Source organism: Halomonas sp. KM072, assembly GCF_050710315.1.
GTDB classification, from domain to species: domain Bacteria; phylum Pseudomonadota; class Gammaproteobacteria; order Pseudomonadales; family Halomonadaceae; genus Vreelandella; species Vreelandella hamiltonii.
The window spans coordinates 2788755-2801669 of record NZ_CP136132.1 but is presented as its reverse complement, the minus strand read 5'-3'; the positions used below and the strand labels follow the sequence as shown (position 1 = coordinate 2801669).

Below are 12915 nucleotides of genomic sequence, written 5' to 3'. Positions count from 1 at the left end.
AGCAAACTCAGTGCTGAAAAGAGCCCACCGTCGGCGGGCGCGGAATGGTGCGATACGGCGTGAGTTCCAGCGCCGACAGGTCGTCCCGGCGTGTGCCGGAGGGGTCGAACAGGTGGGCCTTGTCTGCCGACCAGAATAGTCGGCAGGGCTGGCCCGTCAGGCTGTGTTTGCCGCCCAGCCGCACACGCAGGGTGTGCTGCCCGACGCTCACATGGGCAATGGTGTCGGCGCCCAGATACTCTTCGCTTTCCACCTGGCCGGGCAGGCCAGCCGCCGAGGCCTCGCGCAGTTCGATATCCTCGGGGCGAATGCCCAACTGGCCGCCCGCGGCGGGCAACGGGGCAACGGGGGTGGTGGGTTCGCCTTCGATCACCGCTCCCTGTGCCCCGGCCACCAGCGGCAGCAGGTTCATGGCCGGGCTGCCGATGAAGCTGGCGGCGAAGGCGCTGGCGGGCTGGTTATAAAGCTCGTCGGGTGTGCCGTCCTGCACGATATGTCCTTGTTGCATCAAGATCACACGGTCTCCCATGCTCATGGCCTCTACCTGGTCGTGAGTGACGTAAACCACCGTCATATCGAGTCGTGATTGCAGGGCTTTGATCTCCCTGCGCATATCGCTGCGCAGCCGCGCATCCAGGTTGGACAGCGGCTCGTCCATCAAACAGATGGGGTGTTCGGAAATGATGGCGCGCGCCAACGCCACCCGCTGGCGCTGGCCGCCGGAAAGCTGTGCCGGTTTGCGGTGCAGGTAATCCGTCAGGTCCACCAGCTCGGCCACCTGGGCCAAGCGCTGCTGCCGTTCTGCCTTCGCTACCTTGCGGCTGCGCAGGCCAAAGACGATGTTGTCGGCCACGCTCAAGTGCGGAAATAGCGCATAGGACTGAAACACCATGCTCAGCCCACGGTCGCCGGGCGGCAGGTGGGTCACGTCCCGCTCGCCGATATGGATGCGGCCACTACTGGCGTCGTCCAGCCCCGCCAGCATGCGCAGGGTGGTGGATTTTCCACAGCCTGACGGCCCCAGCAGAATGACGAACTGCCCGGGCTGAATATCGAAGGAAATGTCGTTGACTGCCGTGGTCGCGCCCCAGTGCTTGGAGACGCCTGCCAGGCGAATGCGCGATTGGTTCATGGCTCTCATCCGTCATGCGTGGCGACGATCTAGAGTGAGAGCAAGGTGTTGCGTTTGTATGACGCCTGGATGTCAGGTTGATGTCGTGAGGCGGTCAGGGGGTGATCTTGATGCCGTAACGCTGCAGGCGGCGCACGACGCTGGATTGGCTGATGCCCAAACGCTTGGCGATGGCATACGTGCTGGGCAGGGTGCTGCACAGTTGGCCCAAGGTCTCGCGCTCGATGCGCGCCAGGTACTCCTTCAGGCTTTCGTCCTGTTGCAGGGACGCCGCTGGGGACGTCAGCCACGCAGTGGGCAGCGGTGTTTCGGGTGGCTCAGAGGCCGAAGGTGCCGCGGGCGCTTCGATCTGGTCGCCGGGGCTTGAAAGCCAGGCTCTTTCCAGCCAGTTTTCCAGCTCCCGCACGTTGCCGGGCCAGTCGCTGCCCATCAGCGTCGACCAGGCCGGGTTACTGATGATTTTTTGGCGGCCATAGCGGTGGTTCAGCCGAGTCAGGCAGGCTTCCACCAGCACGGGAATATCTTCGCGGCGCTCGCGCAGCGGGGGCAGCGTGATGGGGATGACGTTCAGACGATAGTAGAGGTCCAGCCTGAACAGGCCGGTTTCGACGCGTTTGGCCAAGTCCTGATTGGTCGCCACGACCAGCCGGAAGTTGACGCGACGAGCCCGCGTGTCGCCCAACCGGGTCAGGCTGCCATCCTGAATCACTTTCAGCAGTTTGGTCTGCATCAGCAGCGGCAGCTCGCCAATTTCATCCAGAAACAGCGTGCCCCCTTCGGCCTGCTCCAGCAGTCCGGCCTTGCCTTGCCGCGCGGCACCGCTGAAGGCGCCGGGCTGGTAGCCGAACATCTCCGACTCGAACAGGTTTTCCGGGATCGCCGCGCAGTTGACCTCGATGAACGGGCCATGATGGCGCTCGCTCCAGCGGTGGAGCTGCTTGGCAAAGGCCGTCTTGCCCACGCCAGACTCCCCCAGCATCAGCACGTTGGCATCCGATGGTGCCACGCGCTTGAGCAACAGGGCGATTTCCCGCATCACATGGCTTCTGACCTGAAGGTGGTCCAGCGCGTCATCCAGCGCTTGCTCTTCGGCATCGGGGGCGGCCTGGCTGCGTTTCAAGTGTTCACTAAAACGTTTTTGCAACAGAGCGTATTCGTCCTGCAGCAGCTGAAGGTCGGTCAAATCCCGTGAGCGGCTGACAATGCGCTCCAGCTTGCCGTTGACGAACACGGGGTAGGCTTCGGCAATGACGCGGCGGCCCGTGCCGGTGATTTGCATTAGCTGAGCGGGCTGGCGAGTGCGGATGACTTCCATGGTGATGGACGGTTTCAGAACACCGGTGGCCTGGAGCTGTTGAACGCTGCTGGAAAGCAGCTCCTCCCGTGATACGCCGTATACCGCCTCGGCGCCGGGGCTGATATCCATAATCTGACCGTCGCCGCTGACGATAAAGAAGTGGTCATTGGCGGTTTCCACGATGGTTTGCAGTACGCGCCTGTCGATTTCACTCATGCGTCCCTCCTTATCTACCGCACCCGCTTTTGTATCGTTGGATGAACAGGACGATGCAAATATGACTCATTGATTCATTTTTGCATCGTTTCATTGGCATTGCGATTCATTTTTGCATCGATGGGGCGGTAAACCCCCCTATTTATCAGCGCAGGTGACTTGGCATGGTCTGTGCAGTGGTCTGTGTATTGATCTGTGCATCAACGATGCATGAGCGGTATGAGCTGGATAAATCGCTGAAGCGCTTGGCCCGTCAGGCTGGCCACAATAAATCCAAGGAGAGAACGATGTCGGAATTCAATCAGCCGCTGGGCGGCAACACCATGCCGCGCTTTGCAGGCCCTGCCACCATGATGCGCCTGCCCACGCAACAGAGCGCAGCAGGGTTGGACGCGGCGTTCATCGGCATTCCCATGGATATCGGCACCTCCAATCGCCCGGGTACCCGCCTGGGGCCACGCCAGATTCGCGATGAGTCGCGCATGTTGCGCCCCTACAACATGGCCACGGGGGCGGCTCCCTTCGAGCGGCTTCAGGTCGCCGATATCGGTGACGTGCCCATCAACACCTTTCACCTGCCGAAAAGCGTCGACATCATCACCGCCTTCTACGACGACGTGCTGAAGCATGACTGCATTCCTCTCACGCTGGGGGGCGAGCACACGCTGACGCTGCCGATTCTACGCGCCATGGCCAAAAAGCACGGCCCGGTGGGCTTGATCCATATCGATGCCCATGCGGATGTGAATGAGCACATGTTCGGTGAGCCCATTGCCCATGGCACGCCGTTCCGCCGCGCCCAGGAGGAAGGGCTGCTGGCTCATAACAAGGTCGTGCAAATCGGCCTGCGTGGAACCGGCTATGCCCCGGAAGATTTCGACTGGTGCCGCAAGCAGGGTTTCCGCGTAGTGCCCGCCGAGGAGTGCTGGTACCGCTCGCTGGCGCCACTGATGGCTGAAGTGCGTGAGCAAATGGGCGATACCCCGGTGTACATCAGTTTCGACATCGATGGTCTGGACCCTTCGGTCGCCCCCGGTACCGGCACGGTGGAAATGGGCGGGCTGACCTCTGCTCAAGGGCTGGAAATCGTGCGTGGTGCCGCTGGCTTGAACATCGTGGGCGGGGACCTGGTCGAGGTGTCGCCGCCGTACGACCCCAGCGGCAACACGGCGCTGATGGGCGCCACGCTGCTGTATGAAATGCTTTGCGTACTGCCCGCAGCGCAACGCCGCCCGTAAGCGCTGCCTGCAAAAGTGCCCTGCACCAAGCGCCTACCTGACAAGGCGCGGATGACAATACACAGGAAGGGGAGCGGTGCTCCCTTTCAGGACGCCGCCAGCCCACCTCCAATAATCACATCCAATAGGTGAACCGTATGTCACACTCTAAAGCGACGCCGGAAGTATCCGCTTCGTCCACGTCGATACCCCGCGCGCATCTGCTGAAGTTTCTGATTCCTTCGCTGATCGGCGTGCTGCTGTTTCTGATCCCTTTTCAGTTTGGTGAGACCGTCAATATCGGCATGGGTCTGATGGCCGACGGCCTGCAGACCCTGCTGGGTGGGGCGCTGCCAGCCATTGCGCTAGGTGTGCTGTGCGTTTCCGTGATGGTGACGCTGTACGTCAAGCTGGCAAAGCCCGCCTGGGCACGGCAAGGCCACTTCAAGGAGATGTTCGATGTGGGCCCCGTATGGATTGCCATGCGCGTTCTGGGGGCCGTCTTCGTCATCATGACCTTTTTTCAGGTCGGCCCTGAGTTCGTGACGGCGTCCTTTACCGGCGGCGTAATGCTGAACGACCTGGCGCCGGTGCTGCTGACGTTCTTCTTTTTCGCTGCGTTGCTGCTGCCGTTTCTGGTCGAGTTTGGTTTCATGGAGTTCATTGGCACCATGGTGCGCAAGCCGTTTCGCGTCATCTTCAACTTGCCGGGTCGCAGTGCCATCGATGCCACCGCTTCCTGGATGGGTTCGGGCACGGTGGGCGTGCTGATCACCTCGCAGCAGTACGAACAGGGCTTTTACAACGGCCGTGAAGCCTCGGTCATTGCCACCAACTTTTCGGTGGCGTCGATTGCATTCAGTCTGCTGGTGGTCAATTTCGTCAATCTCAATCACCTGTTCATACCCTTCTACTTTACCGTCGTCGTATCCGGGTTGATCGCGGCGGTGATCGTGTCGCGTATCCCGCCTCTGTCGCGTAAACCCGATGACTACCATGAGCCGGTGGGCTGCCAGCTGAGCGAAGAGCGCACTGACAACGTGGGGTTGCTGCGTTACAGCCTGCTGCAGGCCACCCGCCGTGCGGCGTGCGCACCCGGGCCAAAAGCGCTGGCTCGGCTGGCGCTGCTCAACGTCATCGACATCTTCCTGACGCTGTTGCCGCTGGTATTCGCGATTGGCACCGTGGCGCTGATTCTGGCCGAGTTCACGCCGCTGTTTACCTGGCTCTCGTACCCCATGGTGCCGGTGCTGGAGCTGCTGCGCATTCCTGAAGCCCAGGCGGCTGCACCTGCCACGCTGGTAGGCTTCGCGGACATGTTCCTGCCTGCGGTGCTGGCTACCAACATCGAAAGCGAGCTGACCCGCTTCGTGATTGCCTGCCTTTCCATGACCCAGTTGGTCTATATGTCCGAGATCGGTGCGCTGCTGCTCAAGTCGAAGATTCCCATCAAGTTCTGGGAACTGGCCGTGGTATTCCTGCTGCGTACCGCGATTACGCTGCCGATCATCGCCTTTATGGCCCACACGTTTTTCTTCTAAGGGGCCTGGTATGAACGAGTCAACGACAATGACCTGTGCCGAGCTGCTGATTCACCTGCTGCGCGATACTTACGGCGTGCGCGCACTGTTTGGCATTCCCGGCGTGCATACCGTGGAGCTGTACCGTGGCCTGGAGGGCAGCGAGGTGGCGCACATCACCCCGCGCCATGAGCAAGGGGCGGGGTTCATGGCCGATGGTTATGCCCGTGCCAGCGGTCAGCCGGGGGTGTGTTTAATTATCACCGGGCCGGGGATGACCAATATGGCCACCGCCATGGGCCAAGCCCTGGCGGACTCCATCCCCATGCTGGTGATCTCTAGCGTCAATCGTCGCGATACGCTGGGCCTGGGCCAAGGGCGCCTGCACGAACTGCCCAGCCAACAGCAGATGGTTAGCGGTGTGGCTCGGTTCAGCCACACCCTGCTGGATGCCAGCACGCTGCCGGAGGTACTTGCCCGCGCCTTTGCCGTGTTCAACGGTGCTCGCCCAGGCCCGGTGCATATCGAAATCCCCATCGATCTGTTCAATGCACTCGTACCCGTGCCGACCTGTTGGCAAGCGCCAACGCTATACCGAGCGGCCCCCGACCCGGAAGGCGTGGCCGAAGCGGCTCGCTTGCTCCAGGCGGCGAGGCAGCCCTTGGTGCTGTTGGGGGGTGGCTGTGTGTCAGCGCCAGCAGCCGCGCGAGCGCTGGTTGAGCAACTGGATGCGCCCACGGTGACGACCATCAACGCCAAGGGGCTGCTGGGGCGTGATCACCCGCTGGACCTGGGGGCCAATGCCGCGCTGCCTGCCGTCAGGGAGCTGGCTGCCAGTGCCGATGTGATTCTGGCCATAGGCACCGAGCTGGGCGAAACCGACTATGACGTCGTTTTCGACGACGGTTTTCACCTCAACGGCACACTGATTCGAATCGACCTGGACCCCGAGCAATTGGTGCGCAATCAGCGCACCACGCTGGGTTTGGTGGGTGATGCCGGGCGCAGTTTGGAGCTTCTGCTTGAGCACTTTTCAGCGCCGCTGAAACGTCAGGGCGCCGAGCGAACGGCCGCTGCGCTAAACGCATTGGATTTGGCCAATGATCCTGCGTTTCGCGATTTCGTACCGCTTTATGCCGCGCTGGCCGACCACCTGCCTGGGGCCATCCTGGTCGGTGATTCCACCGCGCCGGTGTATGCCGGTAACCATCTGGTCAGCCAGCCTGCGCCCAGGCGCTACTTCAACGCCTCTACCGGCTACGGCACCCTGGGCTATGGGCTGCCTGCGGCACTAGGAGCACAGCTAGCCCGGCCTGATCTCCCCGTCGTCGCGCTGGTGGGAGACGGCGGGGTGATGTTTACGCTCTCGGAGCTTGCCACTGCGGTGGAGGCCCGCCTGCCAGTGGTCATCGTGCTATGGCACAACGCCGGTTATGAAGAGATCCGCCGCTACATGGATGCCAACGGCGTGGCCCGCCTGGGGGTCGATATTCAAGCGCCCAATTTTCTCACCCTGGCCGAAGGCTTCGGCTGCCCCGGCATGCTGGTAGAGAGCCCCGACGAGCTTTTCAGAGCGCTTGCTCAGCGCGTGCCCAGCGGCCCGCTACTGATCGAAATCGACGCCGCTGCCTGGCAGCGGGCGTGCTCACTTCCCGACTAGGACGTTCCCATGCAGACTCTCGACCACCAGTTCATCAATAATCAATGGGTCGCCTCGGCGGGCACTCGCCTGCTCGATGTGATGAACCCTTACCGCGAAGAGCGGATCGCGCGAGTGACCGGTGGCGATGCGGCAGACGTCGATGCGGCGGTGGCCGCTGCCCGGCAGGCACAGCCCGAGTGGCAGGCGTTGGGCGGGGCGGCACGGGCCGAGTATCTGACCAGGTTGGCCGAGGCGCTACAGGCACGTCGTGAGTCATTGATGCAGCTGTCGGCGACCAACAACGGCAAACCGCTGGCCGAGGCAGGGATCGATCTGGACGATGCGATTGCCTGTTACCGCTATTACGCCGCCCAGGCCAAAGCGCTGGATGCGCGCCAGGGAGAGCGCGTCAGTCTCGAAATGGAAGGCGTAGAAGCCCGCACCTATCATGACCCTGTCGGCGTCGTGGGGCTGATTGCGCCCTGGAACTTCCCGCTGGTGACCAGCGCCTGGAAGCTGGCGCCCGCGCTGGCCGCAGGCTGTACGGTGGTGTTCAAACCCTCGGAAGTCACCCCGCTGCCCGAGCGGGTGCTGGCGGAGATCGCGCTGGACATTGGCCTGCCCGCAGGCGTACTGAATCTGCTCAATGGCGACGGTGAAGGCATTGGCGCGCCGCTCACTCACCATGCAGGTGTGGATAAAATCTCCTTTACCGGCAGTAACCGCGTGGGCGAGGCCGTCATGCAGGCCGCCAGCGCGCGCACTGCGAGCGTATCGCTGGAGCTGGGCGGCAAATCCCCCATCCTGGTGATGGACGATGCCGACCCCGCCCAGGCCGCTGACTGGGTGATGGCGGGTATCTACTTCAACGCCGGGCAGATTTGCTCTGCCACCTCGCGACTGCTGGTGCACGAAGACGTTGCCGAGGCGCTCTACGCGGCGCTTGCCGAGCGTATGGACGCGCTGACGCTGGGAGACCCGCTCGCTGAAGGCACCGACCTGGGGCCGTTGACCAGCGCTAGGCAGCGCGATGCCGTACAGCGCTATCTCGATATTGCCGAGCAGGAAGGGCTGACGGTGGTGCGCGATGGGCGGCACCGAACGCTACCCACCCAAGGCTATTTTCTGGCACCCACGCTTTACCGCGATGTGCCGGTAGAGAGCCGTCTGTGGAAAGAAGAGATCTTCGGCCCCGTGCTTTGCGGTCGCAGCGTGGCAAGCGAGGCCGAAGCCATTCGGCTTGCCAATGACAGTGACTTTGGTCTCGCCGCCACGGTGATCAGCAGCAACCCGGAGCGCGCCAAGCGCATTGGCCGCCAGCTGAAAGCGGGCAGTATCTGGTACAACAGCGAGCAGCTCGTGCTGCCCGAAACCGCCTGGGGTGGCTTCAAGCGCAGCGGTATTGGTCGCGAGCTGGGCCCTTGGGGGTTGAGTGCCTACCTGGAAGTGAAGCATGTGGTTGGCCCGGCGTAAGTCGCCGGGCCAACGCTTACGTCTGGTGGCGCAAAATGGTCGGCGCTGACCACTGCTGACACACGGGCATGACTTCCAGGCGGGTGATATTGACGTGGGCAGGCAGGGAGGCCACATGCAGCGCCTGCGTGGCCACATCTTCTGGCTGGAGCGGTTGCGCACCTTCGTAGTAGCGGTCGGTGACGCTCTGGTCGCCCTTCATGCGCACCAGGGTGAACTCGCTGGCCGTCATGCCGGGGGCCAGGTCCGTGACGTGAATGCCCAGCGGGCTCACGTCACAGCGCAGGTTATAGCTGAACTGCTCCACGAAAGCCTTGGTGGCACCGTATACATGGCCACCCGGGTAGGGCGTATTGGCGGCAATGGAGCCCAGGTTGATGATCGTGGCCCCTGGGGTGGAAGCGCTCAGCAGCGGCAGCAGGTGCTTGGTGACGTTGACCAGCCCCTTGATATTGGTGTCGATCATGCGATGCCAGTCTTCCAGCGATGCTTGCGGCGCCGGGTCCTTGCCCAGCGCCAGCCCGGCATTGTTGATCAGCGTGTGCACGCGCTGAAAACGCTCGGGCAAGGCCGCCACGACTTCGGCCACCGCCTCGGCGTCGCTGACGTCCAAAGCCGCCGTATGGGTAGGCACGTGCTGTTCGAAGATGGCCTGCAGCTTCGCCAGGCGGTCCTGACGCCGCCCGGTCAATACCAGTGCCCAGCCCGCGTCGGCAAAAAGATGCGCGCATGCCAGCCCAATGCCGGACGTCGCACCGGTGATGAACACGACCTGCTCGGTTTCGTGCATGGAGAATATTCCCACATTGAATTGTCATGGAACCTCTCGGGGTAGCGCCATTGGGTAACGAACCCGAGCCCTTGAGTATCCATCTTTAGTCGCAGCCTTTCGCAGCGTCCCGGAAAAAAGTGCCGCTATGGGGGACATTGAAGCCATCGTCATTGACGAAGCCTGCCTTCTCGAACGCCGATTTGAGCCGTTTGACGGCTTGTTTCAAGATCGAATCAGTACCACACCCAATAACGACAACCGTAGAGAGCCTTCCCATGCGGAAACAACTGCTTGCCACGCTGGCGACCCTGGGCATGCTGACGACAGCACCGTTCGTTCTGGCTAACCCGATCGAAATCCAAGTCAACAACACCATGAGCGAAGGCGGTTCCGAAAGTGCCGCCGTGGAGCGCTTTGCAGAGTACCTGGAAGAGCAGGCGCCGGGCCGCTTCAACGTTCGCCCTTTCCTGGCGGGCTCGCTGGGAGGCGAGGATGCCATTCTGGAATTGCTCAACCTGGGGCAGACCCAGCTTTCCATTACCGGCGGGAACTGGCGCCAGCAGTATGCGCCTGAGTACGACGCCATTACCGTGCCATTCGTGTTTGCCACCTGGGAAGAGGTGGATGCGTACATGGAGAGCCCCTCTGGGCAGGCGTTGATCGCGCAGGCCGAAAGCCAGGGCGGGCTCAAGTACTTCGGCACCCAGCATCGTGGGCCGCGCCACATGACGGCCAACAAGGCCATCGAAACCCCTGAAGACCTGCGCGGTTTCCGCATGCGCCTACCTTCGTTGCCGGTGTGGCTGGCGGTATGGGAAGAGATCGGTGCCCAGGTGGTCAACGTGCCTGCTCCGGAGATCTACCTGGCCATGCAGACGCGCCAGGTAGACGGCCATGAAAACTCGCTCTCTTCGCCATATACCCGGCGCTTATGGGAAGTGCAGGATCACATCATTCTGACCAGCCACGTGCAGTTCCCGTGGAACTGGGTGGCCAGTTCGCGGTGGTGGGACAGCCTGGAAGAAGACGATCAAGCGCTGATCGAAGAGGCCATTCACGTGGCGCGTGCCCATGGCTCCGAGCGTGAGCGCGAGCTGGACGAGTACTACCTCGGCGCGCTGGAAGAGCAGGGCATGACCATCATCGAACCGGATATCGAAGCGTTCAGAACCGCTGCGTTGCCTGCCATCGAGCGGGTCATGGCCGATATGGCCGATGGCGTGAGCGAGGACGCCCTCGGGCATCAGGGCGAATGACGCGCTAGCGCCAACGCGTTGGGTTCAGCCACGGGGGTGCCCGACACCCCCGTGGCCGTGGATTGCGAGATCACCTCAGGAAATTATCGATGAATGCTCCCTCGGAAGAGAAAGCGGCACCCGTGCAGGGGCTGGATAGAGCCGCCCAAAGTGTGCTGCGTGTCATTACGAGCCTGTGCGATGTGGTGGGCGTGACCTTGATGGTGGCCATTCTGGTGCTGCTGGTGGCGGCCGTGGTGGCTCGTGACCTGCTGGGGCTGGGAATGCCCTGGACAGAAGAAGTCGCATCGCTGCTGGCCATTTATGCGATTGGTTTTGGCTCCATTTCGGCGTGGGTGCGTAGTGAGCATCTGGTCGTGGACTTGTTCAGTCATCGGCTCTCCAACGTGGGCAGGCATCTTCAGTATCGCTTGACGGCCATGATCTCCTGCGGATTTTTCGTGCTGGCGGCCTGGGGCGCCTGGATCATGTCCGACATGAGTGCCAACAACAAGACCGTATCGCTGAGTATCAGCTTCAGTTTTCTCTATTACGGCGTCTTGCTCAGTTTCTCGGGCATGGCGCTGATCGCCGCGTGGCAGACCCTGCGTGGCCCCGTGGCCTGGTTGGAAGCGCCCCGTGATGAGGAGCCCGCGCAGCCATGATGGAATTGCTCGTATTCGTAGGGGGCTTGCTGGCCCTGATGGCCATTGGGTTGCCCGTGGTGGTGGCCATTGGGGTGACCTCGTTCATTGCCCTGGCAGTAACCGGGGCGGGGGGCCTGCCGGTGGAGCTGCTGCCGTTGCGCATGGTGCAAACCCTCAACAACTTCACGCTGCTGGCCATCCCGCTGTTCATTCTGGCGGCCAACATCATGAACGTGGGCTCCACGACCACCCGTATCTTCGACTTCGCCACGGCGCTGGTGGGATTCACCAAAGGCGGGCTGGGGCATGCCAATGTCGTGGCCAGCTCGATTTTTGCCACCATGTCGGGTACCGCAGTCGCCGATGCCGCCGGGCTTGGCAGCATCGAAATCAAGGCCATGAAGGAGCGCGGCTACGAGCTGGGCTATTCCACCGGTATTACGGCGGCCTCCAGCGTCATCGGCCCTATCCTGCCGCCCAGCATTGCGCTGGTGGTGTATGGCTGGTTGGCCAATGTCAGTATCGGTGGGCTGTTCATGGCGGGGGTGCTACCGGGCATCCTGATGGCGCTGTTACTGATGGGCATGACGGTGGTGCTGGGCATGACTGGCCGAGTGGTGATGCCCAAACCGACCGCGTTCGATGCCTGCGAAGTCGTGCGCACGGGCAAGCGGGCCATCCTGCCTCTGATGATGCCCGCCATTATCGTGGGCGGTATTTGGGGAGGCTTTTTCACCCCCACGGAAGCGGGTGCGATTGCCTCGCTGTACGCGGTGATCCTGGGCGGGGTGATCTACCGTGACCTGAACGGGCGGGATTTATTCCTGGCGTTTCGTAGAACCCTGATGTTCAGCGCGGTCATTCTGCTGATCATCGCGGTATCGAGCTTCTACGGCTGGATTCTGGTCCGTATGGGTATCCCCCAGGCGCTGGCAGGCCAGGTCGCCAGCATCGATATGCCCACCATCGTGCTGCTGCTCTGTTTTGCGCTGTTTTTCCTGCTGATCGGCTGCTTCATGTCGGTGATCGAGAGCATCCTGATTTTCACGCCCATCGTCGTACCGGCCGCCCTCAGCGCGGGGTTGGACCCCGTTCACTTCGGTATCGTCATGGTGATTACGCTGTCGGTAGGCGTGATTACCCCGCCCTTTGGCACGGTACTGTTCCTGATGGTCGGGATTACCCGGTTGAGGTACGGCCAGGTGGTCAAAGCCGTATTGCCGTTCCTGCTGCCCATCCTGGCCACGATCCTGCTGTTGATCGCCGTGCCTGGACTGGCGACCTGGCTGCCGAGCATGATGGGGTATTGAGTAGATGTAGGGTCCCGGATGATCAAGTCTCATTTAGGAGTTATCCTTTGCTTGCTGCAAAGGGTCTCCTTCAGCAGATCATTCAGGAGCGTATTCATGAACATCAAACTGCATAACAGGCCACCACTACACCCAGGATCAGAGCGGAGATACAGAAGAGCCCAGAATCAGTCAGCAATAAAGATCTGGCCGCCCAGTATGGTGTTTCTGTCTCTACGATCCGTCGCTGGCGTTATCGTGACGATGTTCATGATCGACCCCATACCCGCCACAACCTTTTGGCCACTTTAACCCCTGCACAGGAAACCGTCTTGATTGCTGCCCGTGAGTACCTGCGTCTGGGGCTGGATGACCTGCTGGCAGTAGCGCGTGAATTCCTCAATCCAGCATTATCACGCTCAGCCCTTCATCGCATGTTAAACCCGGCTTATTCACGAGGCCGGCCTGAAAACGA

10 protein-coding genes and 1 pseudogene are annotated in these 12915 nt (G+C 61.7%); 8 read left to right on the top strand and 3 right to left on the bottom strand.

The window, feature by feature from the left end; all coding sequences use genetic code 11:
• Positions 1-7: 7 nt before the first annotated feature.
• Positions 8-1132: an ABC transporter ATP-binding protein gene (locus RVM26_RS13260; RefSeq protein WP_498939090.1), complete on the bottom strand. Its 1125-nt coding sequence runs from the start codon at positions 1130-1132 to the stop codon at positions 8-10.
• A gap of 94 nt (positions 1133-1226) precedes the next feature.
• Positions 1227-2645, bottom strand: a complete 1419-nt coding sequence (locus RVM26_RS13255; RefSeq protein ID WP_498939088.1) for a sigma-54 interaction domain-containing protein — start codon at positions 2643-2645, stop codon at positions 1227-1229.
• A 287-nt stretch (positions 2646-2932) separates the two neighbouring features.
• Between RVM26_RS13255 and speB the strand changes: the two genes are divergently transcribed.
• The 4 genes from speB (at position 2933) to RVM26_RS13235 (ending at position 8497) form a co-directional block, all read left to right on the top strand.
• On the top strand, positions 2933-3883 hold the full coding sequence (gene speB / locus RVM26_RS13250; protein ID WP_193461426.1) for an agmatinase: 951 nt from the start codon (positions 2933-2935) through the stop codon (positions 3881-3883).
• A 137-nt stretch (positions 3884-4020) separates the two neighbouring features.
• Positions 4021-5403 (top strand): YjiH family protein, encoded by a 1383-nt coding sequence (locus tag RVM26_RS13245; protein ID WP_498939086.1) that lies wholly within the window; start codon positions 4021-4023, stop codon positions 5401-5403.
• Between the two features lie 10 nt (positions 5404-5413).
• Positions 5414-7042, top strand: a complete 1629-nt coding sequence (locus RVM26_RS13240; protein ID WP_498939084.1) for a 5-guanidino-2-oxopentanoate decarboxylase — start codon at positions 5414-5416, stop codon at positions 7040-7042.
• A 9-nt stretch (positions 7043-7051) separates the two neighbouring features.
• Entirely contained in the window at positions 7052-8497 is a 1446-nt protein-coding gene (locus RVM26_RS13235; RefSeq protein ID WP_498939082.1) for an aldehyde dehydrogenase family protein, read from the top strand.
• A gap of 16 nt (positions 8498-8513) precedes the next feature.
• Here the strand turns inward: RVM26_RS13235 and RVM26_RS13230 are convergent, their stop codons facing one another.
• Positions 8514-9287 carry an SDR family NAD(P)-dependent oxidoreductase gene (locus RVM26_RS13230; RefSeq protein ID WP_287806120.1) on the bottom strand — a complete coding sequence of 258 codons (774 nt, stop codon included), beginning with the start codon at positions 9285-9287 and terminating at the stop codon, positions 8514-8516.
• Between the two features lie 257 nt (positions 9288-9544).
• Here RVM26_RS13230 and RVM26_RS13225 point away from each other — a divergent pair, with 257 nt between their 5' ends.
• The 4 genes and pseudogenes from RVM26_RS13225 to RVM26_RS13210 all read left to right on the top strand — a co-directional run.
• The gene (locus RVM26_RS13225; RefSeq protein ID WP_498939080.1) at positions 9545-10525 is read left to right on the top strand and encodes a TRAP transporter substrate-binding protein; all 981 of its coding nucleotides are present in this window, start codon (positions 9545-9547) and stop codon (positions 10523-10525) included.
• 89 nt (positions 10526-10614) lie between these two features.
• A complete protein-coding gene (locus tag RVM26_RS13220; RefSeq protein WP_498939078.1) occupies positions 10615-11169 on the top strand; it encodes a TRAP transporter small permease in 555 nt (184 codons plus the stop codon).
• Positions 11166-12461 carry a TRAP transporter large permease gene (locus RVM26_RS13215; protein WP_498939077.1) on the top strand — a complete coding sequence of 432 codons (1296 nt, stop codon included), beginning with the start codon at positions 11166-11168 and terminating at the stop codon, positions 12459-12461. The genes RVM26_RS13220 and RVM26_RS13215 overlap by 4 nt, the downstream gene beginning before the upstream one ends.
• A gap of 96 nt (positions 12462-12557) precedes the next feature.
• A pseudogene (locus tag RVM26_RS13210) lies at positions 12558-12880 on the top strand (IS481 family transposase); the annotation flags it as partial.
• Between the last annotated feature and the right edge of the window lie 35 nt (positions 12881-12915).

Excerpts from the sequence above, each read along its gene's own strand:
- RVM26_RS13220 (WP_498939078.1), top strand. The coding sequence starts at position 10,615 with ATGAATGCTCCCTCGGAAGAGAAAGCGGCACCCGTGCAGGGGCTGGAT.
- RVM26_RS13230 (WP_287806120.1), bottom strand. The coding sequence starts at position 9,287 with ATGCACGAAACCGAGCAGGTCGTGTTCATCACCGGTGCGACGTCCGGC.
- RVM26_RS13225 (WP_498939080.1), top strand. The coding sequence starts at position 9,545 with ATGCGGAAACAACTGCTTGCCACGCTGGCGACCCTGGGCATGCTGACG.
- RVM26_RS13235 (WP_498939082.1), top strand. The coding sequence starts at position 7,052 with ATGCAGACTCTCGACCACCAGTTCATCAATAATCAATGGGTCGCCTCG.
- RVM26_RS13260 (WP_498939090.1), bottom strand. The coding sequence starts at position 1,132 with ATGAACCAATCGCGCATTCGCCTGGCAGGCGTCTCCAAGCACTGGGGC.
- RVM26_RS13215 (WP_498939077.1), top strand. The coding sequence starts at position 11,166 with ATGATGGAATTGCTCGTATTCGTAGGGGGCTTGCTGGCCCTGATGGCC.
- RVM26_RS13240 (WP_498939084.1), top strand. The coding sequence starts at position 5,414 with ATGAACGAGTCAACGACAATGACCTGTGCCGAGCTGCTGATTCACCTG.
- speB (WP_193461426.1), top strand. The coding sequence starts at position 2,933 with ATGTCGGAATTCAATCAGCCGCTGGGCGGCAACACCATGCCGCGCTTT.
- RVM26_RS13245 (WP_498939086.1), top strand. The coding sequence starts at position 4,021 with ATGTCACACTCTAAAGCGACGCCGGAAGTATCCGCTTCGTCCACGTCG.
- RVM26_RS13255 (WP_498939088.1), bottom strand. The coding sequence starts at position 2,645 with ATGAGTGAAATCGACAGGCGCGTACTGCAAACCATCGTGGAAACCGCC.